Source organism: Kitasatospora sp. NPDC030952 (assembly GCF_055571335.1).
The window spans coordinates 90463-114484 of the sequence record NZ_JBVIFM010000016.1; the positions used below are offsets into that span (position 1 = coordinate 90463).

Genomic DNA, 24022 nt, shown 5'->3' on the forward strand with positions numbered 1-24022 from the left:
GGTGGTTGCCGCGCCGGTCACGGCGTGTGCAGGCCGAGGGTCCAGACGTGGCGGTGGTAGCGGCCCATCCGGGTCGGGTGGCGCTCGACCAGCGTCGCGGTCAGGCCCTCGGCCGTCCGGCGCAGCGCGCCGGTGAAGCGGTGCCGCTGGTCCGGCGCGAGCGGGAGCAGTTCGGCGAGCACCGCGTCGTCCAGTTCCCGCCCGACGGCGCGCAGCACCCCCGCGTCCAGCACCAGCAGGGTGCCGTCGGGCAGCACCAGCGGCGCGGGGGCCCGGGCGTCGGAGAGCAGCGGGCCGCGCTCGACCACCCCGCCGGGCAGCAGCCGCACCACCCGGCTGTCGGTGGGGTTCCGGCGGTCCGCCTCGACGACGCGCAGCCCGCCGTCGACCACGTAGTGGCCGTAGCTGGGCCAGCTGTCGGTGACGGCGCCGTCCCGGTCGTACGCCCGGGTGCGGAAGGCGCCGTAGCCCTCCAGCCCGAGCACGAACCGGCCGTCGTCGCCGAGCGCCGCGCCCCGCTCGCCGCGTAGTTCGGCGACCAGGGAGCCGGCGGCGAGGTCCAGCAGCAGGGCCGGGCCCAGGTGGCCCCAGGCCGTGTACTCGAAGGAGTCGGTGGTGACCAGCACCCGGTCGGCGGACAGGTGTGCCGCGTTCGGCCGCCCCTGGCAGGGCCGCCGCCAGCGGACCCCGCCGTCCGGGCCGACCCAGCTGAGCCAGCCGTCCCCGCCGTGCACCTCCCAGCCGTCCCGGCGCGCCAGCGGCCCCTCCGGGCGCCCCTGCGGCCGTCCGCCGGGCTCGTGACGGTGGTCCAGGACGGTGACCTGCCAGCTCCCCATGGGCCGGATGCTATCGGCTGGGTCCGGGCGGCGGAGGCCGTTTCGACAGCTGCCCACGGCGCCCGGACCGCGGACAATCGCCCCGGTGCGGCGCCGCGTCGATCCTTCGAGGGTTCACCCTCACCCTCGTCACGCCCGCCATCGCCTCCGGAATCGGCACCGCCGCGCCGCCGTGGGCCGCGACCGCCCCGGCCGAGACCACCGGCACCACCACCCCGCCCGACGACAACGGCCGGGACCGACAGGTGGGTTATCCCTACCCCGGTCCGGTGGGCTGGCCATGTGTCCGGCCCGGCCGAACTGCGGTTGGCTGGACGGCAGATGGTCGGTTCGGGCCGCGCAGGTGCGCCGCCCCGCAGCACCACCGCCAACCACCGGTGAGGGCCACCGGCCTTTCCGAGAACGAGGAGTGGAACGATCAATACCTCAAGCCGCATCGCCCGACGGTGCACCATGACGACCGGCGACGGCGCGGTCGACCTCGCGGTGCCGTCGAGCACCGGCTACCTGGGCGACGCCCACAGCAGCAGCTCCGTCGGTCCCGTGAGACGCAATCGCCGCATCGGCGCTGTCGCGGTGCTGGCGCTCGCCGCCCTCGTCGCCGGAACCGGCACCGGGTTCGCCGCCACGACCACACCGTCGGCCACACCGGTGGCCGCGCACGCGTTCGGCACCGCACCGGCCACGGCCACGGCCGCCGCGCCCACGCGGTCCTTCCAAGGCGCGCTCCCCGCGCCGACCGGCCCCTACGCCGCCGGCGAGGACGTCATCCACCTCACCGACGCGAGCCGTCCCGACCCGTGGGTGCCGTCCTCCGGCCCCCGCCAACTGGCCGTCACGATGGTCTACCCGGCCGTCCCCGGGACCGGGACTCCGGCCCCTTACATGACCCTCGGCGAGGCAGCCGGAATCGTCCAGCGGCAGAATCTGCCGGCGAGCTCCGGCGTCACCCCGGAGACCCTTGCCGGCGTCACCACTCACGCCTTCAACGGCGCGCGGCCGCAGCGCGGCAAGTATCCGCTGGTGGTCCTCTCACCCGCGCACGAGGACCCGCGCATGACGCTCACCTCGCTCGCGACCGACCTGGCCAGTCACGGCTACGTCGTCGCGCTCGTCGGCGACACCTACGAGGACAGCGGCGAGACGCTGGCGAACGGCCAGACGACGTCGTGCGCGATCTGCGATGACCCGGCGCGGATCGACTCCATCCCCGCCAGCCGCGCGCTGGACGTGTCCTTCTTGATCGACCGGTTGACGCACGGCAATACCGCGTGGCGCCTGGCACACCTCATCGACAAGCACGAGATCGGCATGGCCGGACACTCCCTCGGCGGAGCGTCGGCCGCCACCACGATGATCGCCGACCCGCGCGTACGGGCCGGAGTGAACATGGACGGCAAGTTCTTCCCGGCCCCGATGCCCGGCCAGATCGACCGGCCGTTCCTCATGCTGGGCGTGACCGACAGCCACTCGCCCAGCGGCTCCGACACCACGTGGGGGCAGGCCTGGGCCGCCCTCGGCGGCTACAAGAAGTGGCTGACGGTCGCCGGCGCCGACCACTTCAGCTTCAGCGACCTGGACCTGCTTCACGAGCAGGCCGGGTTCCCGACGCCGCCCCTCTCCCCGGAACGCGGGGTGGAGATCACCCGCGAGTACGTGACGGCGTTCTTCGACCAGACGCTGAAGGGGATCCACCGTCCGCTGCTGGACGGCCCCTCGCCGAACAACCCGGAAGTACTCTTCCAGTCCTAGTTAGTGCGGCGCCGCGTTGATCCTGCGGGGGTTCATGCGGTTTCGAGTGGGCTGCCGTCGTAGGTCCAGTGGTAGGGCTTGGCGTGGTACTGGTCGGCCGCATCTCCCCGCCCCGAGATCAGCTGACCGATCCGCCGATCCTCGCGTCGTCAGGGTGGTGCGAGCCGTCGCCGGGGGCGGATCGGGCAAGATGGGCGGCATGGCCAGCTCGAACACCGTCAAGGCCGCAGCCTTGCCGCAGCGGGTTTGAAGGCGGGCCCGAGGAGCCGAGGAGGAGGCCGCGGTGGAACCCGCCGAGTTCGAGGTGATGATCGAGACCCCCCAGGGGTCGCGCAACAAGTACGTGATGGACTTCGCGGCGGGCCGGATCCGCCTCGACCGCACGCTCTTCACCGCCACCCGCTACCCCACCGACTACGGCTACGTCGAGGGCACCCTCAGCGGCGACGGCGAACCGCTGGACGCCCTGGCCCTCGGCCGCGAACCGGCCGTCCCCGGCTGCGTGCTCACCTGCCGGGCGGTCGGCATGTGGGTGATGCGCGACGAACGCGGCCCGGACCAGAAGATCCTCTGCGTCCCGGCCCGTGATCCGCGCTACGCCGACCTCCGCGACATCGGCGACCTGCCCGAGTTCGACCTGCTGGAGATCACCCACTTCTTCCAGGTCTACAAGGCGCTGGAACGCGGCAAGGCGGTCGAGGGCTCGCACTGGGCCGGCCGGGACGCCGCCTACGCGGAGATCACCGGCTCCCGCGCCCGGGCGGCGGGCACCCGCTTCGCCCACCCGGCGTAGGCGCGTCCGGCCCGACCCGGCCCGCCCGACTGCGGCGGGCCGGGCCGGGTCCGGCGGGCGAGGGGCCGGGGAGTGGTGCCGAACAAGGGCCGCCCGCTCAGAGCCGGGCGCCGCGCAGGATGGCGCCGACCTCGTCCGCGATGGCGGCCTCGTTGTGCTCGAACTCCGGTGAGGTGAGCCGGTCCTGCTGGGCCGGGAGGCCGGTGAGCACGGGGGTGTGGAGGTGGCCGCCGGGGAGGTCGGGGTCGAGGTCGAGGCGCAGCCGGTTGGAGCGGTAGGCGACTTCGTTGGAGAGGTAGCCCCCGCCGCCGCCGGCGACGGCGCGGGAGCCGGGGGTGGGGCCGTCGGGGCGCTGGACGGGGGCGGTGGCGCCCGCCGGGATCTCGGTGACGGGGGTGTTGAGCAGCACGGGGTAGGGCTGCTGGACGGCCGTCATGGCGTCCGTGGGCAGGGTGGTGCGGATGAACTGCGGTCCGTCGGCGAGGCCGGGGGCGTCGACCGGGTGGGCGGTGGTGCCGCCGGAGAGCGCGCCGACGTTGTCGGTGGCCGGGTCGGCGGAGCGGGCGCGCCCGGCCCAGGCCTCCAGGGTGAACGTGCCGGGGTAGCCCTGGCTGATGCTGGTGATCAGGTCGGCGGACTGTGGGCCGTCCGGCCGCAGGTGGGGGCCGAAGGCGCGTTCCACGATCCCGTGGTCGAAGTCGCCGTAGCGCACCGGCAGGACGACGGCCCGCACCTCGGCGGTGCTGCCGTCGGCGAGGGTGATCCGCCGGCCGTGGAGTTGCAGCACGGCCGCGCCGGACGGGTTGGCGCGGCGCGGTTCGGTGTCCAGGCCGTACGGGTCGAAGCCGCTGACGAAGATCCGCCGGACGTCGCTCCCGGGCCCGGAGCCGGATCCGGCGGAGAAGCCGTCGTCCAGGCCGCGCGAGGCGTCCTCGAAGCGGGCCCGGAGTGCGGTGTGGTCGACGTCGAACCGGGGCTGCCACTGGGCGATCCGGACGGTCATGGCGAGCCGGGCCCAGTACAGCGGGCGGTCGTCCAGGGCGGGCAGTTCACCGCTGGGGCGGCGGCCCTGGGCGCGGTCGAGGCCGGCCTGCCAGAGCTTGCGGCCCCAGGCGTCGACCACCCGCTGGGCGCGGTGGGCGGTGCGGGCGGAGCAGAGGGCGGTGGGGAAGTCGTGCAGCAGGTCGGCGAGGCCGGAGCGTTCGGTGAACGCGGCGGTGCGGGGGTCCTGGAGCCGGGCCTGTTCGGCGTCCAGGGGCGCGGTGGTGACGGTCCGGCAGCCGGCCGGTGCGGCCTGGGCGGCGGCTGGGGTGAGGAGTGCCGCGAGGGCGCCGGCGAGGGCGGTGGCCAGCGCGACGGAGCGGCGGGTGGCGCGACGGGCGGTGCGGCCGGCGTCACGGTGCGCATTTGTCATGGACGCTGACGATAAGCGGCGGGCTGACACCGCGCCAGGGCGCCCGCCCCGCAGGCCCGTGGCCTGCCGGAACTCCGCCCGGTCCGGCTCGGACGGGAACCGGAGTGACCTCTACAGCGTTGTCGTGGTCGAACAGCAGGAATCGGACGTGGAGGAACCCCATGAGCGTGGCCCTGACGAAGGGTGGCAACGTCTCCCTGAACCGGCAGGCGCCCGGTGTGCGGTCCGTGCGGGTGTGCCTCGGCTGGACGGTCGGGGCCGAGTACGACCTGGACGCCAGCGCGCTGCTCTGCGGGGAGAACGGAAAGGTCCTCTCGGACCGGCACTTCGTCTTCTTCAACAACCTGCAGAGCCCGGACGGCGCGGTCCGCCACCTCGGCGCGGGCGGCGCGGGCGAGGACCGGGAGCGGATCGAGGTCCGGCTCGCGGACGTGGCGGCCGAGGTGCGGAAGATCGTCTTCCCGGTGGCGATCTACGACGCGGCGCAGCGCCGGCAGTCCTTCGGGCAGGTGCGCGGCGCGTACGTCCGGCTCGTCGACGCGGACGGCGGCGGCGAGGTGGCCCGCTACGACGTGACGCCGGAGGCGGGCAGCGAGACGGCCATGGTGTTCGGCGAGCTCTACCGCAACGGCGCGGACTGGAAGTTCCGGGCCGTCGGGCAGGGCTACGCCGCGGGGCTCGCGGGCATCGCCACCGACTTCGGCGTCGACGTCCTGCAGCCCGCGCCGGCGGCCGCGGCCCCGGCGCCGGTTCCGGTGCCCGCCGCGCCCGCCGTGGCTCCCGCCGTCCCCGCCGTTCCGAAGACCCAGCCAGCAACAGGGAGTTCACCCGTGACGTGTTTCTTCGACCCCACCCACGGTGTCGGCTCGGCCGTGGTGCTGTGGCAGCCGCAGTGGGGCGTGCCGCGCCAGGTCGAGACCTGCGCCGCCTGCGCCCAGCGGGTGCAGACCACCGTCCCGCCGTTCTACACCCCGCAGCAGGGCTACCCGCAGCAGGGCTACCCGCAGGCCGGCTACCCGCAGCCGGTCCAGGCGCAGGTGCCCGCCCAGCAGCAGGAGCAGGGCGGCCGCCGGTTCGGCACCGGCGCGATGATCGGCGCCGGTGCGGCCGGCCTGGTGGGCGGCATGCTGCTCAACGAGGCGCTGAGCGACGACGAGCCGCAGGTGGTCGTCAACAACTACTACGAGGACGACGACTCGTTCTTCTAAACCGTCAGGTCGTCGACGCCCCCGCGGTCAGCCGGTGCGGTGCAGGTCGCACTGCTGCTGGATGGCCGAGGGGGCGTCGCTGCTGACGATGGCGACCTTCGGCACCGGCCCGGCGGTGGGCGCGTCCTCGGTGGTGCAGACGAGCTGCTGGATGGCCGGAGCGGACAGCGAGGCGGCCGGCCAGGAGAGCCGCAGGGTGACCACCCCGGGAGTCGCGGTGGCCTGGACCCTGCCGTTCGCCGGGAGGTCGCTGTACAGGCCCTGGTGGTACTCGGCCTTGTCGGGCCCGCCCAGCAGGGTGTCCAGGGTCTGCTGGAGGTCCTCGCGCTGCGCGGCCGGGCGGATCGCGGGGCGGATGCCGTGCTGGTCGAGGAAGTACAGCCGGGTGCCGGGCTGCACGCCGGTGGCCGGCTGTCCGCTGCGGACGGCGCCGGTGGTGGAGATCGAGCAGCCGCAGGCGAGCAGCAGGGCGGCGGCCAGGGCGGCCGGCCGGGCGAGGCGGCGGACGGTCACAGCTCCTCCTCCGGGTCGAGCCCGCGGGGCAGGACGAGGGTGAACACCGCACCGCCGTCGGGGGAGTTGGCGGCCTGGACGAGCCCGCCGTGCAGCCGGGCGTTCTCCTGGGCGATGGCCAGCCCCAGCCCGCTGCCCTCGGACCGCGCCCGGGACTTGTCGGCCTTGTAGAACCGGTCGAACAGGTGCGGGAGTTCGGCCGGCGGGATGCCCGCGCCGTGGTCGGTGACGGTGAGCACCAGTTCGTCCGCCGAGCCGCGCAGGGCCAGCCGCACCGGCGGGCGGCCGTGCCGCAGGGCGTTGCCGGCCAGGTTGGCGACGATGACGTCGAAGCGGCGCGGGTCCAGGCGGACGGGCAGGGCGGCGGGCAGGTCGAGGTCGACCCGCTCGCTCCAGCCGCGCAGGTCGAGGGTCTCGCGCACGGCGGTGGCGGCGTCGACGGCCTCGGTGCGCAGCGGGGCGGCCCCGGCGTCCAGGCGGGAGATCTCGATCAGGTCGTTGACCAGGCGGGTCAGCCGTACCGTCTCGCCGCTGATCATGCGCAGGGCGGTGGCGGTGTCGGCGGGCAGCTGTTCGGCGTCCTCGTCGAGGATGTCGGTGACGGCGAGCATCGCGGCCAGCGGGGTGCGCAGTTCGTGGGAGACGTCGGCGGCGAAGCGCCGGCCCTGGGACTCGATGGCGCGCAGCTCCTCGATGGTGCCCTGGAGGGTGCGGGCGGTGTGGTTGAAGGTCTTGGAGAGCTGGGCGAGTTCGTCGTGCCCGGTGACGGTCAGCCGGGTGTCCAGCCGGCCCTGGGCGAGGGCCCGGGCGGCGTCGCCGAGGGCCCGGACCGGTCGCAGGACCTGGCGGGCGGCCAGCAGGGCGAGCCCGGCGGCCAGCACGGCGGCGAACGCCCCGGCCCCGGCGGCGCCGGCGAGCAGGGAGTCGGCCGTGCCCTGTTCGCGGTCGAGGGGGAGGGCGGCGTAGACGGTGAGCCCGGACGGCCCGGCGGAGGCGGCGCCCTTCGCGTAGCTGACGGGGACGCCGACGGCGAGCCAGGGGTGGCCGTCGTCGGTGAAGCGCTGGAAGGCGGCGTGGCCGGTGCCGACGGTGTGCTGGAGCGCCGGCGGGACGGCGAAGGGCTGGGTCCACTCCGAGCGGGCCGTGCCGTAGGAGGCCAGCACCCGCCAGTCGCGGAAGCCGCCGGTGCCCGACAGCTGGCCGGCCAGCCGGTCGAGTTCGCCCTGGGTGGGCGGGAAGGGCAGGGCCGGGGCGAGGACGTCGACGCGGCGGCGCAGTTCGTCCAGGGCGGTGTCCTTGGTGAGGTCGAGGGTGGAGGTGGTGGCGGCCCGGTAGGTGAGCGCGGCGGTGGCCAGGGCGCTCAGGGCGGCGACGGCCACGAAGGCGACCAGCAGGCGCGGGCGCAGGCCGGCGACGGCGCGGCGCAGCCGGAGCAGCCGGGGCGGGTGGGGCTCCTCGGTCCGGCGGGGCGCGCCGGCGGGGTCGGGGGCGGGCGCCGGGTCGGGGTTGCGGGTGGGGCCGGGGCCGGGGGCGGTCACAGCGGTCCGAAGCGGTAGCCGAAACCGCGGACGGTCTGGATGTAGCGCGGCGCGGCGGGGTCGTCCTCGATCCTGGCGCGCAGCCGGTTCACCCCGGCGTCGACCAGGCGGATGTCGTCCTGGCGGCCGAGCCCCCAGACGGACTCCAGGAGTCGCTCCCGGCTGAAGACCCGGCCGGGGGCCGCGGCCAGTTCCAGCAGCAGGCGCAGTTCGCTGGGCGCCAGCGGGAGCGGGGCGCCGCCCTTGGTGACGGTCAGCGCCGAGCGGTCCAGCACCAGGTCGCCGTGGGTCTCCCGGTCCGCCTCCGGGCCCGGCCCGCCCGCGCGGCGCAGGACGGCGCGGATCCGGGCGTCCAGGACGCGGGACTGGGCCGGCTTGACCACGTAGTCGTCGGCGCCGGCCTCCAGCCCGAGCACGGTGTCCACGTCGTCGCCGAGCGCGGTCAGCATGATCACCGGGGTGGGCCCGGCCCGGCGCAGCCGCCGGCAGACCTCCAGGCCGTCGATCCCGGGCAGCATCAGGTCCAGGACCACCAGCTCCGGCGGCTCCCGGTGGGCGGCCTCCAGCCCCGCCTCGCCGGAGGCCGCCGTGCGCACCTCGTGGCCCTGGCGGCGCAGGCCCAGGGCCAGTGCCTCGCGTACGGAGTCGTCGTCCTCGATCAGGAGCAGCCGTGCCATGTGAGCCAGTATCCGGGTTGACCTGCGGGGACGCGTCTCCGGGGGTGGGGTGGGGGCGGGCTGTCGCGAAACGCTCGTACGCGGCTCACGGTGCGCGCGGGCGGGCGGCCGAGGGTGGCGGGCGCCGAGGTGGGCACCGCGACCCCCGGCCTCGCCCGGCAGATGGTCGCCGCGCCCACGGCATGCGCCCGCTGGGCTGGAACGTCGACACCCGCGACTTCGAGCGCCCGGGTGTGGAGCGGGTCGTCGAGACGGCGAAGGCCCGGCTGCGCATCGGCCCGACCGTGCCGCCGCGCGACGGCGGGGGCAACCGGGCGCAGACCGTACAGGCGCTGGAAGAGCTGCCGCCCTGGCTCCCGGGCCGACGGCTTCGCGTTCGGCTTCCCCCGGTTCCCCCGGCGGTGACGCCCGGCGGCGCGGGGGCAGGGGTCAGCGGATGACCACCGCCATGTGCCCGTACGTGGCGTAGCCGTCGGCGAAGTCCTGCTCGGAGACGGTGGTGCGGCCGCGGGCCGGGTCGTTGACCGACACCTTGCCGCCGCTGAACCCCGTGACCACGACGGTGTGTTCGGCCGTCCCGGCGTACAGCACGCTCCGGCCGTCGTAGGCCGTGTAGGTGGTGCTCTTGAGGTGCCGCCAGAGGTAGTCCACCCAGACGATCGCCGGGTGGCCGGCGGCGAGCTGGTCCTTGAGCTGCTGGACGGAGATGCCCGAGCCGTCCTGGAGCACGGTGAGCCCGTACGAGCGGGCGGCCTCGGCGACGGGAGGGGAGTAGACGCCGAAGCCGGTGCCGCCGGTCTCCGAGCCGTCGGGGTCGCCGACGAAGGCCTCGTAGGGGTCGCCGGACCGCGGGCCGGAGTGGCCGAACTCGGGGTGCGCCCGGTCGACGCCGATCCGGTCCAGGATCTGCTGGTCGTCGGCCGTCACGTCCCGCGCGGCGAGGACCATGCGCAGGGCGGCGGCCTCGCAGTCGTCGCTGAGCTGCTGGTGGTAGTAGGGGACGGTCGCGGCGGCGGGGGCGGGGGTGGCGCCCAGCGCCAGGGTCGTGGTGGTGAGGACGGCGAGCAGGGAAGCGCGTGCGGTAATCGTCATGGCCATGACGCTACGAAGACCGGTCGCGCTCCGCAGCCGGTGAGGGGCGATCAGGTGACGGAGCGTTCCCTCCGGTGGTCCCGGCAGTTCCGGTGGTCCCGGTGGTTCCGGCGGGGCCGGCCGCCCGGGCCGTCGGCGTACTCGGCCGCTCGCCCTCAGCCCTCCGCGCGCCGGTACGCCCCCGCCCGGGCGGCGGCCTCGGCGGCGGCCGCGGCGCGGTCGGCGGCGGACTGGGCGAGCGGCTCGGCGGTGGTGAGCATCCGGTAGTAGAGCGGCGCCGAGACGGCCCGGATCACCTCGAACGGGTCGGTGTCGGCGGGGAGTTCGCCGCGCTCGACGGCCTCGGTGACGCACGGCGCCCACTCCTCGACCCGGCGCCGGTAGAAGTGCCGCAGCGCCTCGGCGGTGCCCGGATCGCCGTTGGCGGCGACGAGGACGGCGCGGAACAGCGCGCCCTGCCGGGGGTCGGCCAGGGTCCGCTGGACCAGTCGGGCGTTGGCCCGGAGGTCCTCGGCGAGCGAGCCGCTGCGGGCGCGCGGCAGTGACTGCTCGGCCATGTCCGTGAGCAGGTCGGCGACCAGGGCGGTGGTGCTGCCCCAGCGGCGGTAGACGGTGGTGCGGCCGACCTCGGCCCGCTGGGCGAGGTCGCCGAGGTCGAGGCCGCCGAAGCCGTGTTCGACCAGGGCGTCCTCGGCGGCCCGCAGGACGGCGGCGCGCACCCGGGCGGTGCGGCCGCCGGGACGGACGGTGCCGGGCGTGGAGGGCTCGTCGGCCATTAACGGGATTCCTGTTCCATTAGCTGGGTGGAGTCTGCTAGGTTCGATCCATTCTAACGGAACGAGAGTCCCATTAGGGGCTCCGAGGGGAGTGCCTTCATGTCAACCACCGTGGAATCCACCGGCATGGAATACCGCCGACTCGGCGCATCCGGCCTCAAGGTCCCCGCCCTGAGCCTCGGCACCGGCACCTTCGGCGGCCGCGGCCCGCTGTTCGGCGCCTGGGGCACCACCGACGTCCAGGAGGCCCGCCGCCTCCTCGACATCGCCATCGACGCCGGCGTCACCCTCTTCGACACCGCCGACGTCTACTCCGACGGCGCCTCCGAGGAGGTGCTCGGCCAGGCCCTCCGCGGCCGCCGCGACCAGGTGCTGATCTCCACCAAGGCCGGCCTCCCGCTCGGCGACGGCCCCCAGCAGGCCGGCACCTCCCGCGCCCGGCTCATCCGCTCGGTGGACGACGCGCTGCGCCGCCTCGGCACCGACCACCTCGACCTCTTCCAGCTGCACGCCTACGACGCCGCCACCCCGATCGAGGAGGTGCTGGCCACCCTGGAGGACCTCGTCCGCGCGGGCAAGATCCGCTACACCGGCGTCTCCAACTTCTCCGGCTGGCAGCTGATGAAGTCCCTCGACCTGGCCGAGCGGCACGGCCGCCCCCGCTACGCCGCTCACCAGGTCTACTACTCCCTGGTCGGCCGCGACTACGAGTGGGAGCTGATGCCGCTCGCCGAACAGGAGGGCGTCGGCGCCCTGGTCTGGAGCCCGCTCGGCTGGGGCCGCCTCACCGGCCGGATCCGCCGCGGCCAACCGCTCCCGGCCGGCAGCCGCCTGCACGACACCGCCGACTACGGCCCGCCGGTCGACGACGACCTGCTCCACCGGGTGGTCGACGCCCTCGACGAGATCGCCGCCGAAACCGGCCGCACCGTCCCGCAGATCGCGATCAACTGGCTGCTGCGCCGCCCCACCGTCTCCTCCGTCATCATCGGCGCCCGCAACGAGGACCAGCTCCGCCAGAACCTCGGGGCCATCGGCTGGTCCCTGACTCCCGACCAGGTCGCCCGCCTCGACGCCGCCAGCGCCCGCACCGCCCCCTACCCGTACTTCCCCTACCGCCGCCAGGCCGGCTTCGCCCGCCTCAACCCGCCCCTGGCCGGCTGACCGGGCGGAATCGACCGGTGGCATCGATCGGTGGCGTCGACCGGTGGGCGCGCCCCCGTGTCGAGCCGGGTACCGCCGCGACGCCCTCGGCCGCGTGATCGGCCGGAGCAGCGGACCCGCCGGAGCCGCGGACCCGCCGGCCGTACGAATTCCGTAAGCGGCCGACTCCACCGGTCCGGGCCCGGCGGCTGCTGTCATGGCAGGGTGCGACGAACCCCTTCCTCCCGTTCTGCCGGGCGGCACTTCGACCTGCCGCTGCCGACGCCGCCCGAGGCGCTGCGGAAAGGACCGCTGCGCGAAGGCGCGTTCCGCTCCCGGCTCCACGATCCCCGCACCGCCGTGGTGGTCGGCCGCTGGCTCGGCGCGGCACTGCTGCTCTGCTTCCTCACCGGCCTGTACAGCCATGCGCTGCAGGAGCCGCCCGGCTGGCTGCGCGACCACCTGCCCACCCGACCGGTGGGGCTCTACCGGGCCACCCAGGGGGCGCACGTGATCAGCGGCATCGCCGCGATCCCGTTGCTGGGCGCCAAGTTGTGGACCGTCTACCCGAGGCTGTTCGAATGGCCCCCCGCGCGCAGCGTGCGGCACGCGCTGGAGCGACTGGGCATCCTGCTGCTGGTCGCGTCGATGGTGCTGGAACTGTTCACCGGGCTGCTCAACACCCTGCAGTGGTACGTGTGGCCGTTCCCGTTCCGGCAGACGCACTTCTGGCTGGCGTGGATCGCGGTCGGCGGGCTGCTGCTGCACCTGGCCGTCAAGTCGCCGGAGATCGCCGCCCATTGGCGGCGCGGGCGGCCCGGCCCGGCGGAGCGCCGGAGCTTCCTGGCCGCCGTCACCGCGTCCGTCCTGGCGGTGACGGCGGTCACCGCCGGACAGACGGTGCCGTGGCTGCGCCGGATCGACCTGCTGGCGCCGCGACGCCCGGGCGACGGCCCCCAGGGCCTGCCGGTCAACCGGACCGCGGCCGCGGCGGGCACCGAACTTCCGCCCGCCGACTGGCGGTTGACCGTCACCGGTCCGCAGCCGTACCAGCTGACCATGGCCGAACTGCTGGCCATGGACCAGCACGAAGCCGTGCTGCCGATCGCCTGCGTCGAAGGCTGGAGCGCCTCCGCGCACTGGGCCGGGGTGCGCATCCGCGACCTGGTGGCCCGCGCCGGAGCCCCGGCCACCGCCCGGCTGCGGATCACCTCCCTGGAGGCGGACGGCCCCTACCGGCAGACCGAGATGGAGGCCGCCCACGCCGCCGACCCGCTGACCCTGCTGGCGCTGCGGGTCGACGGCGCGGTCCTGGACGCCGACCACGGCTACCCGGCCCGAGTGATCGCGCCGGGTCGGCCGGGCGTGCTGCAGACCAAGTGGGTGGAGCGGATCGAGGTGATCGCATGAACGCGGCGAGGGTGCTGCGGACGGTGACCGGGCTGGTCGCGGTGGGCGTGATCGGCTACGGCGGGCACGGGCTGCTGACCGACCCGGACCTCCGGGACCCGCTGGACGTCGGGATCTGGGCGGCCGGGGGAGTGGTGCTGCACGACGGGCTGTGGCTCCCGCTGGTCTGCCTGGTCGGGGCGGCCCTGCCCCGGCTGTCCTGGACGGTGCGCGGCGGCCTGATCGTGGCCACCGCACTGACCGCGGTCGGGCTGCCGGCCGTCCTGCACGCGGGCGAAGGCGCCAACCCGACCGTGCTGCCGCTGCCCTATGCGCGCAACCTGTGGTGGCTGCTGCTCGCGACGGCCGCGGTCACCCTGCTCCTGGAGGCGGTCGGCCGGGCACGCCGGGCACGCCGGGCACGCCGGTAGCCCGTTCGGCGGTACGGCGGCGCGGCGGGGCCACCCGGGCAGCAGTACCAATGTGGTGGCTGAGGCGGAAATCGCCTCATCATCTTCCGTTTCCCCGCCGCCGGCTGCCAGCATCGGCGGACCGCCACCGTCCGAGGAGTCGCCGATGCACCGCCGTGCCCCGTCCGCCCGGATCGACCTGCTGCTGCGCGGCGGCACCCTGGTGGACGGCACCGGGGACGCCGGCCGTCCGGCGGACGTGGCGGTCGTCGGCGGGCGGGTCGCCGTGCTGGCACCGGGGGCCGCGGCGGACGCGGTCGAGGTGCTGGACGTCACCGGGCGGGTGGTGACCCCCGGCTTCATCGACGTCCACACCCACTCGGACGCGCTCGCGGCCACCTTCGACGGCGCGGACGGTGAGTCCGGCGCGGACGGCCACAGCCACAGCCACGGCCACAGCCACGGCCACAGCCACGGCCACGGCCACGGCACCGAGGAGCTGCGGCTGGCCCCGCTGCTGCAGGGCGTCACCACCGAGATCGCCGGCAACTGCGGCACCAGCCTGTTCCCCGCGCTGCCCGGGCGGCTGCCCGAGCTGGCCGAGCACCTGCGGGTCACCTTCGGCCTCGGGCCGGTGCGCCCGGCCGGGGACTTCGCCGGCTTCGCGGCCGGCCAGCGGCCCGAGTTGCGGCGCACCCACCTGGCCTCGCTGATCGGCCACGGCACCCTGCGCGCCGGGGTGATGGGCTTCGCGGACCGCCCGCCCCGCCCCGAGGAACTGGCCTCGATGTGCGAGCTGCTGGACCGCTCGCTCACCCAGGGCGCCGCCGGGTTCTCCACCGGGCTGATCTACCCGCCCGGCGGCTACGCCGGCACGGAGGAGATCGTCGCCCTGGCGACGGTCGCCGCGCGCCACCGCAAGCCGTACGTGACCCACCTGCGGGACGAGATGTCCCAGGTGGAGACGGCCTTGGAGGAGGCCCTGGAGATCGCCGTGCGCTCCGGCGCCGCGCTGCAGGTCTCCCACCACAAGACGGCCGGCCGGCACGGCTGGGGCGCCACCCTGCGCACCCTGCCGCGGCTGGAGCGGGCCCGCGCCGAGGGCGTGGACGTGCTCTGCGACGTCTACCCGTACACCGCGGGCAGCACCGTGCTGCACGCGATGCTGCCGCCGTGGGTGAGCGAGGGCGGGCCGGGCTCGCTGCTGGCCCGGCTGGGCAGTCCGGAGGTGCGCGGGCGGATCCGGGCGGACATCGCGAACGGCGTGCCGGGCTGGGAGAACACCGTGGGCAACGGGGGCTGGAACTTCATCTCGGTCGCCGCCGCCCCGGCCCGCCCCGCGACCGAGGGCCGGCGGATCGCCGAACTGGCGGCCGAGCGCGGCGCGGACCCGGTGGACTACGTCTGCGAGCTGCTGCTGGAGGGGCGGGGCGAGGTGACCATCATCAGCCACTCGATGCGGGAGGACGACGTCCGCCGGGTGCTGGCCAGCCCGCTGTCCATGATCGGCTCGGACGGGGTGCCCAAACCCGGTCGCCCGCACCCGCGTTGGGCGGGCAGCTTCGCCCGGGTGCTCGGCCACTACGGGCGCCGCCAGGGGCTGCTGCCGCTGGAACGCGCGGTGCACAAGATGACCGGCCTGCCCGCGGCGCGGTTCCGGCTGGCCGGGCGCGGGGTGCTGCGGGACGGCGCGGTGGCGGACCTGGTGGTGCTGGACCCGGCGGCCGTGCTCGACCGGGCGACCTTCGACCGGCCGCTGCTGCCGCCGGAGGGCGTGGAGACGGTGGTGGTCGCCGGGAACGTCGCGGTGCGCGGGGGCCGGGCGACCGGGGCCCGGGCGGGCGAGGTGCTGCGGGTCCGGTGAGCCCGGCCCCGGGCGGCCGGATCGACCTGCTGCTGCACGGCGGCCGCCCGGGCTCGGCACGGGGGCCAACCGGGCTCGGCCGACCGTCAGTTGTGCTCGGAGCGCTGGTCCGTGTGTCCGCCGGCGGTGCTGGCGGGGGCCTCGGCGACGGTCGTGGTCCGGCTCGCGGTGCGGCTCGCGGTGTGCTGGGCGTAGGCCGCGCCGATCGAGAGGGCGGCTGCGGCGGCGATCAGGAGTGCGGACATCCGGCGGATCATCAGGGCCCAATCAGCTGAGATGGATTCTGGTCGCAGAAGCATGACACACCCGCAGCCCGTGGCACAGGGCGAGGAACGGGCGCTCAGACCGCCCACCGCTGCGCCAGCGCGGAGCCGATCTCCCCGGCGGCGGCGCCGAGTTCGGCGAGGAACGCGCTCAGCACCGGATTGCGGTTGGTCGCCCGGGTGGCCACCCCGATCCGGCGGTGCAGCTGCGGGTGGTCCAGCCGGCAGACCCGCACCCCGGTGCTGTCGGCCAGCCCGAGGGCCGGGATCAGCGCCACGCCCATCCCGGCCCGGGCGAGGTTGACGGTGACCTGGTACTGGTCGCTGCGGCAGCGCACGCGGGGCCGGAACCCCTCGGCGGCGCAGGCGCGTTCCAGCACCGGCTCGCCGGTGCCGCCGCCGTGGGTGCCGATCCAGCTCTCGCCCGCCAGCTCGGCCAGCCGCACCACCGGGCGCCGCCCCAGCCGGTGCCGGGGCGGCAGCACGATCAGCTGCGGTTCCTCGAAGAACATCCGCACCTCCACCGAGGCCTGGCGCCACCACGGGTCCAGCGGGTGCTCGAACACCACGGCCGTGTCCAGCCGGCCGGCCTCCAGGTCGGGCACCAGCTCGTGCGGCTGGCCCATCACCAGCTCCAGCTCCACCTGCGGGTGCCGGTCCGCGAACTCCGACAGCGCCCGGGGCAGCAGCTCCAGCCCGGCGGAGACGAAGAAGCCGACCCGCAGCACCCCGGCCGCCGCCCCCGCGTGCGCCCGCAGGTCGTCCTGGGCGACGGCCATCAGGTCGGCGATCGCCTGGGCGTGCTCGGCCAGCCGGGCGCCCGCGGCCGTCAGGCGCAGCGACTGCGGCGCCCGCTCCACCAGTGCCACACCCAACTCCTGCTCCAGACGGGCGAGTTGGTGCGACACGGCGGAGGGGCTCAGATGCAGTGCCTGCGCCGCGGCCACGATGGTGCCCCGGCGGGCGATCTCCAGCAGGACGAGCAGTCGGGCACTGTTCAGCATCGGCCCAGGTTAGGCCCTGTCCCCGAGGGCCTGTCCGGCCCTCAGCCGCCCGGTCGGGTGGTGACCAGCTCGGGGGTCGGCCGCTCCGCGCCGCCCTCGCCCGCCACGTCCAGGCGGAGCAGGTCGTACTCGGTCTCCCGCCGCACCACCAGCCGGGCCCGGCCGTCGCGGACGAAGACCACGGCCGGTCGCGGCAGCTTGTTGTAGTTGGAGGCCATCGCGTAGCCGTAGGCGCCGGTGACCGGGGTGGCCAGCAGGTCCCCGACCCGCAGGTCCGCCGGCAGGGCCGCGTCGTCGATGATCACGTCGCCGCTCTCGCAGTGCTTGCCGACCAGCCGGGCGCGCTGCGGGCGGGCCGCCTCGGGGCAGCGCGGCAGGAACGCCTCGTAGCGGGCCTGGTAGAGCGCCGGCCGGGGGTTGTCGCTCATCCCTCCGTCCACGCTGACGTAGGTGCGCACGCCCGGGATCCGCTTGACGGTGCCGACCCGGTACAGCGTCAGCCCGGCCCGGGCGACTATCGCCCGGCCCGGCTCGACGCCGACCTCGCCCGTCCAGCCCGCGCCGCGCACCGCCGCGCGCACCTTCTCCGCCCAGACGGCGAACGAGGGGGCGCTCTGCCCGCCCACGTAGGCCACGCCCAGACCGCCGCCCACGGTCAGTCCGGTGACCTCGCTGTCCACCGCGAAGCGGGCCATCGCGGCGGCGCCGTCGGCGAGTTCGGCCGGGTCGAGCACCTGGGAGCCGACGTGGGCGTGGACGCCGTCCAGTCGGACGGCCGAGGAGGCCCGGGCCCGCCGCACGGCGGCCTCGGCGACGCCGTCGGCCAGGCCGAAGCCGAACTTGGAGTCGCGGCCCCCGGTCCGGATCGCCTGGTGGGCGCCCGCCGCGACGCCGGGCGCCACCCGCACCCGGATCCGGGCCGGCGGCAGGCCCTCCACGTGGTGCAGCCGCTCGATCCGCTCCAGCTCGTCGAAGCTGTCCACCACGATGTGGTGCACTCCGGCGGTCATCGCGGTGCGCAGCTCGGCGTCGTCCTTGTTGTTGCCGTGCAGCACGATGCGGTCCGGCTCCACCCCGGCGTACAGCACGGTGCGCAGCTCGCCGCCGGAGGCCACGTCCAGCAGCAGGCCCTCCTCGGCGGCGAGCCGGGCCATGGCGGTGCACAGGAAGGCCTTGGAGGCGTAGGCGACGTTGCCCCGGCCGAAGGCGGCCACCGCCTCCCGGCAGCGCCGGCGCAGGTGCTCCTCGTCGTAGACGAAGAGCGGGGTGCCGTGCCGGCGGGCGATCTGCTCCAGCAGGACACCGCCCACCGCCAGGCCCTCCGGCCGGACCTCGGCGGTGAGCGGCAGCAGGCCCGCCTCGACGGGCGTGTCGACGGACGTGTCGACGGACGGCAGGGCGGGCGGCGCAGCGGACACGGCATTCCTTTCGGCGGGCTGGATTCGCTGCTCATCCTCGGGCGTGCGGGATGGGTCGATAAAGCGCATTCTTCCGGCGCTGAGCCGTACCTTCCTCGATGCTCAGCCGCGCTCGGCTACGCGGCCGAGAGCGGGCCGCACCCCTTGGGTGCCCCGGTCCGCCTCCCGGCGCCGTTCGGCCTGGACCTCGACACCAGCCGGCTGTAGCCGGGGCGGGCGGCGTCCGCTTCCGGGCGTCAGACCTTGGTGCCGGCCTTGGGGCGGGCGCCGGCCGGGAGGCCGTTGGCGAGGTCCTCGGTGAGCAGGCGCCAGGCGATGGCGTCGGCGGCGGTGCGCAGTCGGGGGCTGCGGGGGCGGCCGGCGTCGGCGTCGAGGCGGTCGTTGAGCCAGCCGGACCAGGCGCGGCCGAGGGCGCGGACCTCGCGGGTGCCGGCGTCGGTGGGGGCGAGGCGGTCGCCGTCGCGGGTGAGGTAGCCCTCGGCGGCCATCCGGTCGAAGACCGGTTCCAGGACCTCGGGCGGCAGCTTCTTGCGGGTGGCGATGAGGTCGAGGGAGGCGTGGCCGAGGGCCTTGGTGTGGCCGGCCACCTCCATCAGGGCCCAGGCGCCGGCGAGGTCGACCCGGGTGTCGGCGCCGCCGACGATGGTCCGTACGGTGTCCAGGTCCACGCCGCGCACGATCTTGCAGACCGCGTACTCCAGGTGCGGGTCGGAGTCGCTGGTGGTCGGCTGGGCGAAGCCCTCGCCCATGTCGGTGGAGCCGGCCCGGGTGGTGTCGCGCAGCTGCACCTGCTTGAGGAACAGCGCGACCACGAAGCCGACCAGGGCCACCGGGATCGTCCACAGGTACACGGTGTGCAGGGCGTCCGAGTACGACTGGATGATCGGTGCGGCCTGGTCGGCGGGCAGCCGGTGCAGGCCCTGGGGGCTCTCGGCGGCGTGGGCCAGTACGGCCGGGTCGGCGCCGGTGAGCCGGGCGGCGGAGGCGACGCCCTTGGCCAGTTCGGTCTTGAGGCCGTTGGCGTAGATGGTGCCGAACACGGCGGTGCCGAAGGAGCTGCCGATGGTGCGGAAGAAGGTCACCCCGGAGGTGGCGGTGCCGAGGTCCGCGTAGTCGACGGTGTTCTGCACGGCGATGGTCAGCACCTGCATGCTCAGCCCGATGCCGACACCGAGCACGAACATGTAGAGGGAGGCCAGCGCGGTGCCGGTGCCGGGTTCGAGCCGCGACAGCAGGTAGAGGCCGACGGCCATCACCAGCGTCCCGGCGATCGGGAACAGCCGGTACTGGCCGGTCTTGCTGACCACGTTGCCGCTGGCGATCGAGGCGATCAGCAGGCCGATCACCATCGGCAGCATCCGCACGCCGGAGACGGTCGCGGAGTCGCCGTCGACGTACTGGAGGAAGGTCGGCAGGAAGGTCAGCGCGCCGAGCATGGCGAAGCCGACGATGAAGCTGAGCACCGAGCAGACCGCGAACACCGGGTTGCGGAACAGCCGCATCGGCAGCATCGGTTCGGCCGCCCGGGTCTCCGCCCGGCAGAACAGCCCGAGCGCCACCGCGCCGCCGACGAACAGGGCGATGATCACCCCGGAGCCCCAGGCGTACTGGTTGCCGCCCCAACTGGTCGCCAGGATCAGGGCGCTGGCGCCGACCGAGACCAGCGCGATGCCCAGGTAGTCGATCACCGGCCGCACCGCCGAGCGCACCGACGGGATGGTCCGGGCGGCCGCGAGCACCACCACGACGGCGATCGGGACGTTCACGTAGAACGCCCAGCGCCAGGACAGGTGGTCGGTGAACAGCCCGCCCAGCAGCGGCCCGATGACGGTGGCCAGGCCGAACACCGCGCCGATCGCGCCCTGGTACTTGCCGCGCTCGCGCAACGGGATGACGTCCGCGATCAGCGCCATGGCCGTCACCATCAGCCCGCCCGCACCGATGCCCTGCACCGCCCGCCAGGCGATCAGCAGGGTCATGTTGGTGGACAGGCCGCACAGGAACGAGCCGCCGACGAAGACGATCGCCGACAGCTGGAAGATCAGCTTGCGCCCGTACAGGTCGCCGAACTTGCCGGCCAGCACGGTGGCCACCGTCTCGGCCAGCAGGTAGGACGTCACCACCCAGGACATGTGGGCGGCGCCGCCGAGGTCCGAGACGATGGTGGGCAGCGCGGTGCCGACGATGGTCTGGTCGAGGGCGGCCAGCAGCATGCCGAGCACGATGGTGGCGAAGACGACGTTCCGCTGCCGCACGTCGAGCACCGGCGGGGCGGAGGGCGGGGTCTCGGTGGCGACGGTCATGCGGCCAGCCTCGGGGGCGGGCGGGCCGGTCGCGATCCGGTTCGTCCGTTCGAGTGAGCCGGACGTGAGTCGGAGGAGAGCCCGGGCGGGAGACCGGATGAGAGAACGGACGACGTGCGCCGGACGCCGGGCGGGCCTCGGGTGGCGGGCGGGCCTCGGGTGGCGGCGGGGTACGGCCCAGGTGAGGATGAGCCGGAGCAGAGCCAGGACTAGGGCCTGTCCTCGGGCCTGTCCGCCGGGCCCCGGGCCCCGGACCCCGGGAAGAGGCTCCCCATGACCGCCCCCACCTCCCCTGACGCGCAGAACCCGCGCCCGCAGCCGCCCGGTGCCTCCGCCGTCGGCGGGCGGGCCGACGCGCGCCGCTGGCAGGCGCTGACGGTCTGCCTGGTGGCCGGGTTCATGACCCTGCTGGACGTCAGCATCGTGAACGTCGCGCTGCCCACCGTCCGGGTCGGGCTGCACATGTCGGACAGTGGCCTGCAGTGGGTGCTCAGCGGCTACGCGCTGGCCTTCGGCCTCGTGCTCGTCCCCGCCGGGCGGCTCGGCGACGCCCGGAGCCGTCGGGCCGTCTTCCTCGCCGGGCTCGCCCTGTTCACCGCCGCCAGCGCGCTGGCCGGTGCGGCCCAGGACCAGGAGTGGCTGGTGCTGGCCCGGCTGTTCCAGGGCGCGGCCGGCGGGGTGCTGGTGCCCCAGGTGTCCGGCTTCATCCAGGTCCTGTTCCAGGGCGCCGAACGCGGCCGGGCCTTCGGCGCGCTCGGCGCGACCATCGGGCTGTCCACCGCCGTCGGCCCGCTGCTGGGCGGCCTGCTGATCCACCTGGTCGGCCCCCAGGACGGTTGGCGCTGGGTGTTCCTGGTCAACCTGCCGATCGGCCTCGCCGCCCTGCCGATCGCCTACCGGCTGCTCCCGCCGCCGCGCCCGGCCGCCGAGCGGGCCGGGCACCGGGACTTCGACCCGCTCGGGGTGCTGCTGCTCGGTGCGGGGACGGTCGCCCTGCTGCTGCCGTTCGTCCAGGAGCAGCAGTGGCACGGCCCGGCCCGCTGGCTGCTGCTGCCGCTGGCGGCGGTGCTGCTGGCCGCCTTCGTCGGCTGGGAGCGGGTCTACGGGCGTCGGCACGAACCGCTGGTCAGCATGGCGCTGTTCGCGGTGCGGCCGTACGCGGCGGGGGTGCTGCTGTCGCTGGTGTACTTCGCCGGGTTCACCGCGATCTTCTTCATCTTCACGCTCTACCTGCAGGCGGGTCTGCACTACTCGGCGCTGACGGCGGGTCTGGCGATCACCCCCTTCGCGGTGGGTTCGGGGGTGGCGGCCGCGGTGGGCGGGCGGCTGGTGAGCCGGCTGGGCCGGCGGCTGGTGGTGCTCGGGCTGCTGCTGGTGCTGGTCGGCCTGCTGGCCTCGGCGCTGGCGGTGCAGCTGTGGTCGGGGCCCTCGGTGGGCTGGACGACGCTCGTACCGCTGCTGGTCGCCGGGGTGGGCAGCGGCCTGGTGATCGCCCCGAACCAGACGCTCACCCTCCAGCACGTGCCGCTCACCCGGGCGGGCAGCGCGGGTGGCGTGCTGCAGACCGCCCAGCGGGTCGGCTCGGCGGTCGGCATCGCCGTGGTCGGCTCGGTCTTCTTCGCCCACGCGGCCGGACCCCGCCCCGACTGGGCGCTGGCCTTCGAACTGGGCGTCGCCGTCGCGGCGGGGCTGGTGCTGACGGCCCTGCTGGTGGCGCTGGCCGACGAGTGGGCCGGCCGGCGCGAGGCGGCCGGCGCCCTCAGTGGTCGCGGCGCTGGATCGCCACCGCCGCGATGAGCACCGAGGCGAGCGCCCACACCGCGTAGGTGGTCCAGGAGCCGGCGACGGTGGCCGGGTACTCGGTGGGGCGCATGTTCGCCAGCGTGGTGCGGGCCAGGCGCTGCCAGGCCGGGAACGGCAGGGCGTGCAGCAGATCGGCGGTCCAGCGGTAGCGCTCGTTGACGAAGGACGGCAGGAAGAACAGCACCACCACGGTGCCCACCACGGCGCCCGCGCTGTGCCGCAGCAGGGTGCCGAGGCAGAGCCCGACCAGTCCGCAGACCGGGGCGAACAGGACGGCCGCGGCCACGTACCGGAAGGCGGTCGGGTCGGTGATCGACTGGCCGATGCCGCGGTCGGCCAGCATCGCCTGGGAGAGGGCGAAGGAGACGCCCACGCTGACGACACCGAAGCCGGTCAGCACCGCGGCCAGCACGCCCGCCTTGGCGAGCAGCACCGCCCGGCGGTCGGGGACGGCGGCCAGGGTGGTGCGGATCAGCCCGGTCGCGTACTCGCCGGTGATGACGATCGCGCCGAGGCCGCCGGCCAGCAGCATCACGATGTCGGCGCAGGCGGTGTCGAAGGCGTCGTTCAGGGCGGCCTGCTTCATCGCCACCGGGTCGCCGTCGCCGAGCGTGTAGTGGTCGTGGGTGTACTGGGCGGACTTGAGGTTGGCGGCGATGACGACCAGCGTGCCGATGGCGAGCACCCAGGGGATGGAGCGCAGTGACCAGAACTTGAGCCACTCGGCGGCGAGCAGGTCGCCGAAGCGGTGGCGGCGCAGGGGCGTGGAAGGGGAAAGAGTGGCGGTGCTCATCGGGGCTCTCCGGCGAGGTATTCGACGCTGTCGGCGGTCAGTTCCATGAAGGCGTCCTCCAGGGAGGCGCCGCGCTCGGTCAGGGCGTACAGCAACAGGCGCTGGTCCAGGGCGAGTTCGCCGATCCGGCCGGCGTCCAGCCCGGTGACGTCCAGGCTGCCGTCCGGTCCGGGCCGGACGGTGGCGCCCTCGGCGCGCAGGACGGCGGCCAGCCGGTCGGGTTCGGCGGCGCGGACGCTGACGGAGGCGCGGCCGGCCCGGGCGGCGAACTCGCTCAGGCTCTCGTCGGCGATCAGCCGGCCGCGGCCGATCACCACCAGGCGGTCCGCGGTGTGCTCCATCTCGGCCATCATGTGGCTGGAGACGAAGACGGTACGGCCTTCGGCGGCGAGGCGGCGGAACAGTCCGCGCACCCAGAGCACGCCCTCCGGGTCCAGCCCGTTCAGCGGCTCGTCGAAGAGGAGGACGGGCGGGTCGCCGAGCAGGGCGCCGGCGATGCCCAGGCGCTGCTTCATGCCCAGCGAGTAGCCGCCGATCCGCCGCCCCGCGGCGTCGGCCAGGCCGACCTCGGCGAGCACCTCGTCCACCCGTCGGCGGGGGATCGCGTTGCTGAGGGCCAGGGCCCGCAGCTGGGCGGAGCCGGTGCGTCCGCCGTGCACGTTGCCCGCGTCGAGCAGCGCGCCGACCTCCCGCAGGCCGCGCGGCAGGCCGCGGAAGGCCCGGCCGTCCACGGTGGCGGTGCCGGAGGTCGGGGCATCCAGGCCCAGGATCATCCGCAGGGTGGTGGACTTGCCGGCGCCGTTGGGGCCGAGGAAGCCGGTGACGTGCCCGGGGCGGACGGTGAAGGTCAGCCGGTCGACGGCCGTGCGGCGGCCGTAGCGCTTGGTGAGTTCGATGACTTCGATCATGGCCACCACGATGCCGGGGGAGCCCCGGCCGCCACATCGGACCGGCGTCGACACCGCAGGGTCCACGCGCCTGCCCCGGTCGTACAACCATGGTTGGATGCCGGGCGCCCGGCCGGTCGTTACGA

22 protein-coding genes are annotated in these 24022 nt (G+C 75.0%); 9 read left to right on the forward strand and 13 right to left on the reverse strand.

Features of this window, described 5'->3' with window-relative positions; all coding sequences use genetic code 11:
- Positions 1–17 precede the first annotated feature (17 nt).
- Positions 18–836: a hypothetical protein gene (locus ACZ47G_RS25995; protein WP_465746510.1), complete on the reverse strand. Its 819-nt coding sequence runs from the start codon at positions 834–836 to the stop codon at positions 18–20.
- Positions 837–1289: 453 nt separating this feature from the next.
- Between ACZ47G_RS25995 and ACZ47G_RS26000 the strand changes: the two genes are divergently transcribed.
- Both ACZ47G_RS26000 and ACZ47G_RS26005 read left to right on the forward strand, forming a co-directional pair.
- A complete protein-coding gene (locus ACZ47G_RS26000) occupies positions 1290–2588 on the forward strand; it encodes an alpha/beta hydrolase family protein (RefSeq protein ID WP_465746512.1) in 1299 nt (432 codons plus the stop codon).
- Positions 2589–2895: 307 nt separating this feature from the next.
- Positions 2896–3381: an inorganic diphosphatase gene (locus ACZ47G_RS26005; RefSeq protein ID WP_465746660.1), complete on the forward strand. Its 486-nt coding sequence runs from the start codon at positions 2896–2898 to the stop codon at positions 3379–3381.
- 97 nt (positions 3382–3478) lie between these two features.
- On the opposite strand, the gene ACZ47G_RS26010 is transcribed toward ACZ47G_RS26005, so the two are convergent.
- Positions 3479–4795, reverse strand: a complete 1317-nt coding sequence (locus ACZ47G_RS26010) for a pyroglutamyl-peptidase I (protein WP_465746514.1) — start codon at positions 4793–4795, stop codon at positions 3479–3481.
- 161 nt (positions 4796–4956) lie between these two features.
- Between ACZ47G_RS26010 and ACZ47G_RS26015 the strand changes: the two genes are divergently transcribed.
- Entirely contained in the window at positions 4957–6003 is a 1047-nt protein-coding gene (locus ACZ47G_RS26015; protein ID WP_465746516.1) for a TerD family protein, read from the forward strand.
- 27 nt (positions 6004–6030) lie between these two features.
- Here ACZ47G_RS26015 and ACZ47G_RS26020 read toward each other — a convergent pair whose 3' ends face one another.
- Genes ACZ47G_RS26020 through ACZ47G_RS26030 form a run of 3 tightly spaced genes read right to left on the reverse strand, consistent with a single transcriptional unit; the run spans position 6031 to position 8731 of the window.
- Positions 6031–6516, reverse strand: coding sequence for a GerMN domain-containing protein (locus tag ACZ47G_RS26020; RefSeq protein WP_465746518.1), 486 nt, complete (start codon positions 6514–6516; stop codon positions 6031–6033).
- Positions 6513–8054, reverse strand: a complete 1542-nt coding sequence (locus ACZ47G_RS26025) for an ATP-binding protein (RefSeq protein ID WP_465746520.1) — start codon at positions 8052–8054, stop codon at positions 6513–6515. Before ACZ47G_RS26025 ends, ACZ47G_RS26020 begins: the two co-directional genes overlap by 4 nt.
- Complete coding sequence (locus ACZ47G_RS26030) at positions 8051–8731, reverse strand: response regulator (RefSeq protein ID WP_465746522.1); 681 nt, start codon at positions 8729–8731, stop codon at positions 8051–8053. The genes ACZ47G_RS26025 and ACZ47G_RS26030 overlap by 4 nt, the downstream gene beginning before the upstream one ends.
- Positions 8732–8913: 182 nt before the next feature.
- On the opposite strand from ACZ47G_RS26030, the gene ACZ47G_RS26035 reads away from it, so the two are divergent.
- Positions 8914–9171 carry a hypothetical protein gene (locus ACZ47G_RS26035; protein ID WP_465746524.1) on the forward strand — a complete coding sequence of 86 codons (258 nt, stop codon included), beginning with the start codon at positions 8914–8916 and terminating at the stop codon, positions 9169–9171.
- On the opposite strand, the gene ACZ47G_RS26040 is transcribed toward ACZ47G_RS26035, so the two are convergent.
- Positions 9161–9823 (reverse strand): C39 family peptidase, encoded by a 663-nt coding sequence (locus ACZ47G_RS26040; RefSeq protein ID WP_465746526.1) that lies wholly within the window; start codon positions 9821–9823, stop codon positions 9161–9163. The two genes, ACZ47G_RS26035 and ACZ47G_RS26040, sit on opposite strands and share 11 nt — an antisense overlap.
- 155 nt (positions 9824–9978) lie before the next feature.
- A complete protein-coding gene (locus ACZ47G_RS26045) occupies positions 9979–10599 on the reverse strand; it encodes a TetR/AcrR family transcriptional regulator (RefSeq protein WP_465746528.1) in 621 nt (206 codons plus the stop codon).
- A 126-nt stretch (positions 10600–10725) separates the two neighbouring features.
- On the opposite strand from ACZ47G_RS26045, the gene ACZ47G_RS26050 reads away from it, so the two are divergent.
- The 4 genes from ACZ47G_RS26050 (at position 10726) to ACZ47G_RS26065 (ending at position 15405) form a co-directional block, all read left to right on the forward strand.
- Positions 10726–11763: an aldo/keto reductase gene (locus ACZ47G_RS26050; protein WP_465746662.1), complete on the forward strand. Its 1038-nt coding sequence runs from the start codon at positions 10726–10728 to the stop codon at positions 11761–11763.
- Positions 11764–12018: 255 nt separating this feature from the next.
- Positions 12019–13152 carry a molybdopterin-dependent oxidoreductase gene (locus tag ACZ47G_RS26055; protein ID WP_465746664.1) on the forward strand — a complete coding sequence of 378 codons (1134 nt, stop codon included), beginning with the start codon at positions 12019–12021 and terminating at the stop codon, positions 13150–13152.
- Positions 13149–13562: a hypothetical protein gene (locus ACZ47G_RS26060; RefSeq protein WP_465746530.1), complete on the forward strand. Its 414-nt coding sequence runs from the start codon at positions 13149–13151 to the stop codon at positions 13560–13562. The genes ACZ47G_RS26055 and ACZ47G_RS26060 overlap by 4 nt, the downstream gene beginning before the upstream one ends.
- Before the next feature lie 145 nt (positions 13563–13707).
- Positions 13708–15405, forward strand: a complete 1698-nt coding sequence (locus ACZ47G_RS26065; RefSeq protein ID WP_465746532.1) for an N-acyl-D-amino-acid deacylase family protein — start codon at positions 13708–13710, stop codon at positions 15403–15405.
- Between the two features lie 86 nt (positions 15406–15491).
- On the opposite strand, the gene ACZ47G_RS26070 is transcribed toward ACZ47G_RS26065, so the two are convergent.
- The 4 genes from ACZ47G_RS26070 to ACZ47G_RS26085 all read right to left on the reverse strand — a co-directional run bounded on the left by ACZ47G_RS26070 (position 15492) and on the right by ACZ47G_RS26085 (position 20393).
- Positions 15492–15650: a hypothetical protein gene (locus tag ACZ47G_RS26070; protein WP_465746534.1), complete on the reverse strand. Its 159-nt coding sequence runs from the start codon at positions 15648–15650 to the stop codon at positions 15492–15494.
- 95 nt (positions 15651–15745) lie between these two features.
- Positions 15746–16672 carry a LysR family transcriptional regulator gene (locus ACZ47G_RS26075; RefSeq protein ID WP_465746536.1) on the reverse strand — a complete coding sequence of 309 codons (927 nt, stop codon included), beginning with the start codon at positions 16670–16672 and terminating at the stop codon, positions 15746–15748.
- A gap of 41 nt (positions 16673–16713) precedes the next feature.
- Positions 16714–18090, reverse strand: coding sequence for a diaminopimelate decarboxylase (gene lysA, locus ACZ47G_RS26080; protein ID WP_465746538.1), 1377 nt, complete (start codon positions 18088–18090; stop codon positions 16714–16716).
- Between the two features lie 236 nt (positions 18091–18326).
- The gene (locus ACZ47G_RS26085; protein ID WP_465746540.1) at positions 18327–20393 is read right to left on the reverse strand and encodes an MDR family MFS transporter; all 2067 of its coding nucleotides are present in this window, start codon (positions 20391–20393) and stop codon (positions 18327–18329) included.
- A 273-nt stretch (positions 20394–20666) separates the two neighbouring features.
- On the opposite strand from ACZ47G_RS26085, the gene ACZ47G_RS26090 reads away from it, so the two are divergent.
- Complete coding sequence (locus ACZ47G_RS26090; RefSeq protein WP_465746543.1) at positions 20667–22190, forward strand: MFS transporter; 1524 nt, start codon at positions 20667–20669, stop codon at positions 22188–22190.
- Here ACZ47G_RS26090 and ACZ47G_RS26095 read toward each other — a convergent pair.
- Positions 22153–22989 carry a protease-associated domain-containing protein gene (locus ACZ47G_RS26095; protein ID WP_465746545.1) on the reverse strand — a complete coding sequence of 279 codons (837 nt, stop codon included), beginning with the start codon at positions 22987–22989 and terminating at the stop codon, positions 22153–22155. The genes ACZ47G_RS26090 and ACZ47G_RS26095 overlap by 38 nt on opposite strands.
- Complete coding sequence (locus ACZ47G_RS26100; RefSeq protein ID WP_465746547.1) at positions 22986–23897, reverse strand: ABC transporter ATP-binding protein; 912 nt, start codon at positions 23895–23897, stop codon at positions 22986–22988. The genes ACZ47G_RS26095 and ACZ47G_RS26100 overlap by 4 nt, the downstream gene beginning before the upstream one ends.
- Between the last annotated feature and the right edge of the window lie 125 nt (positions 23898–24022).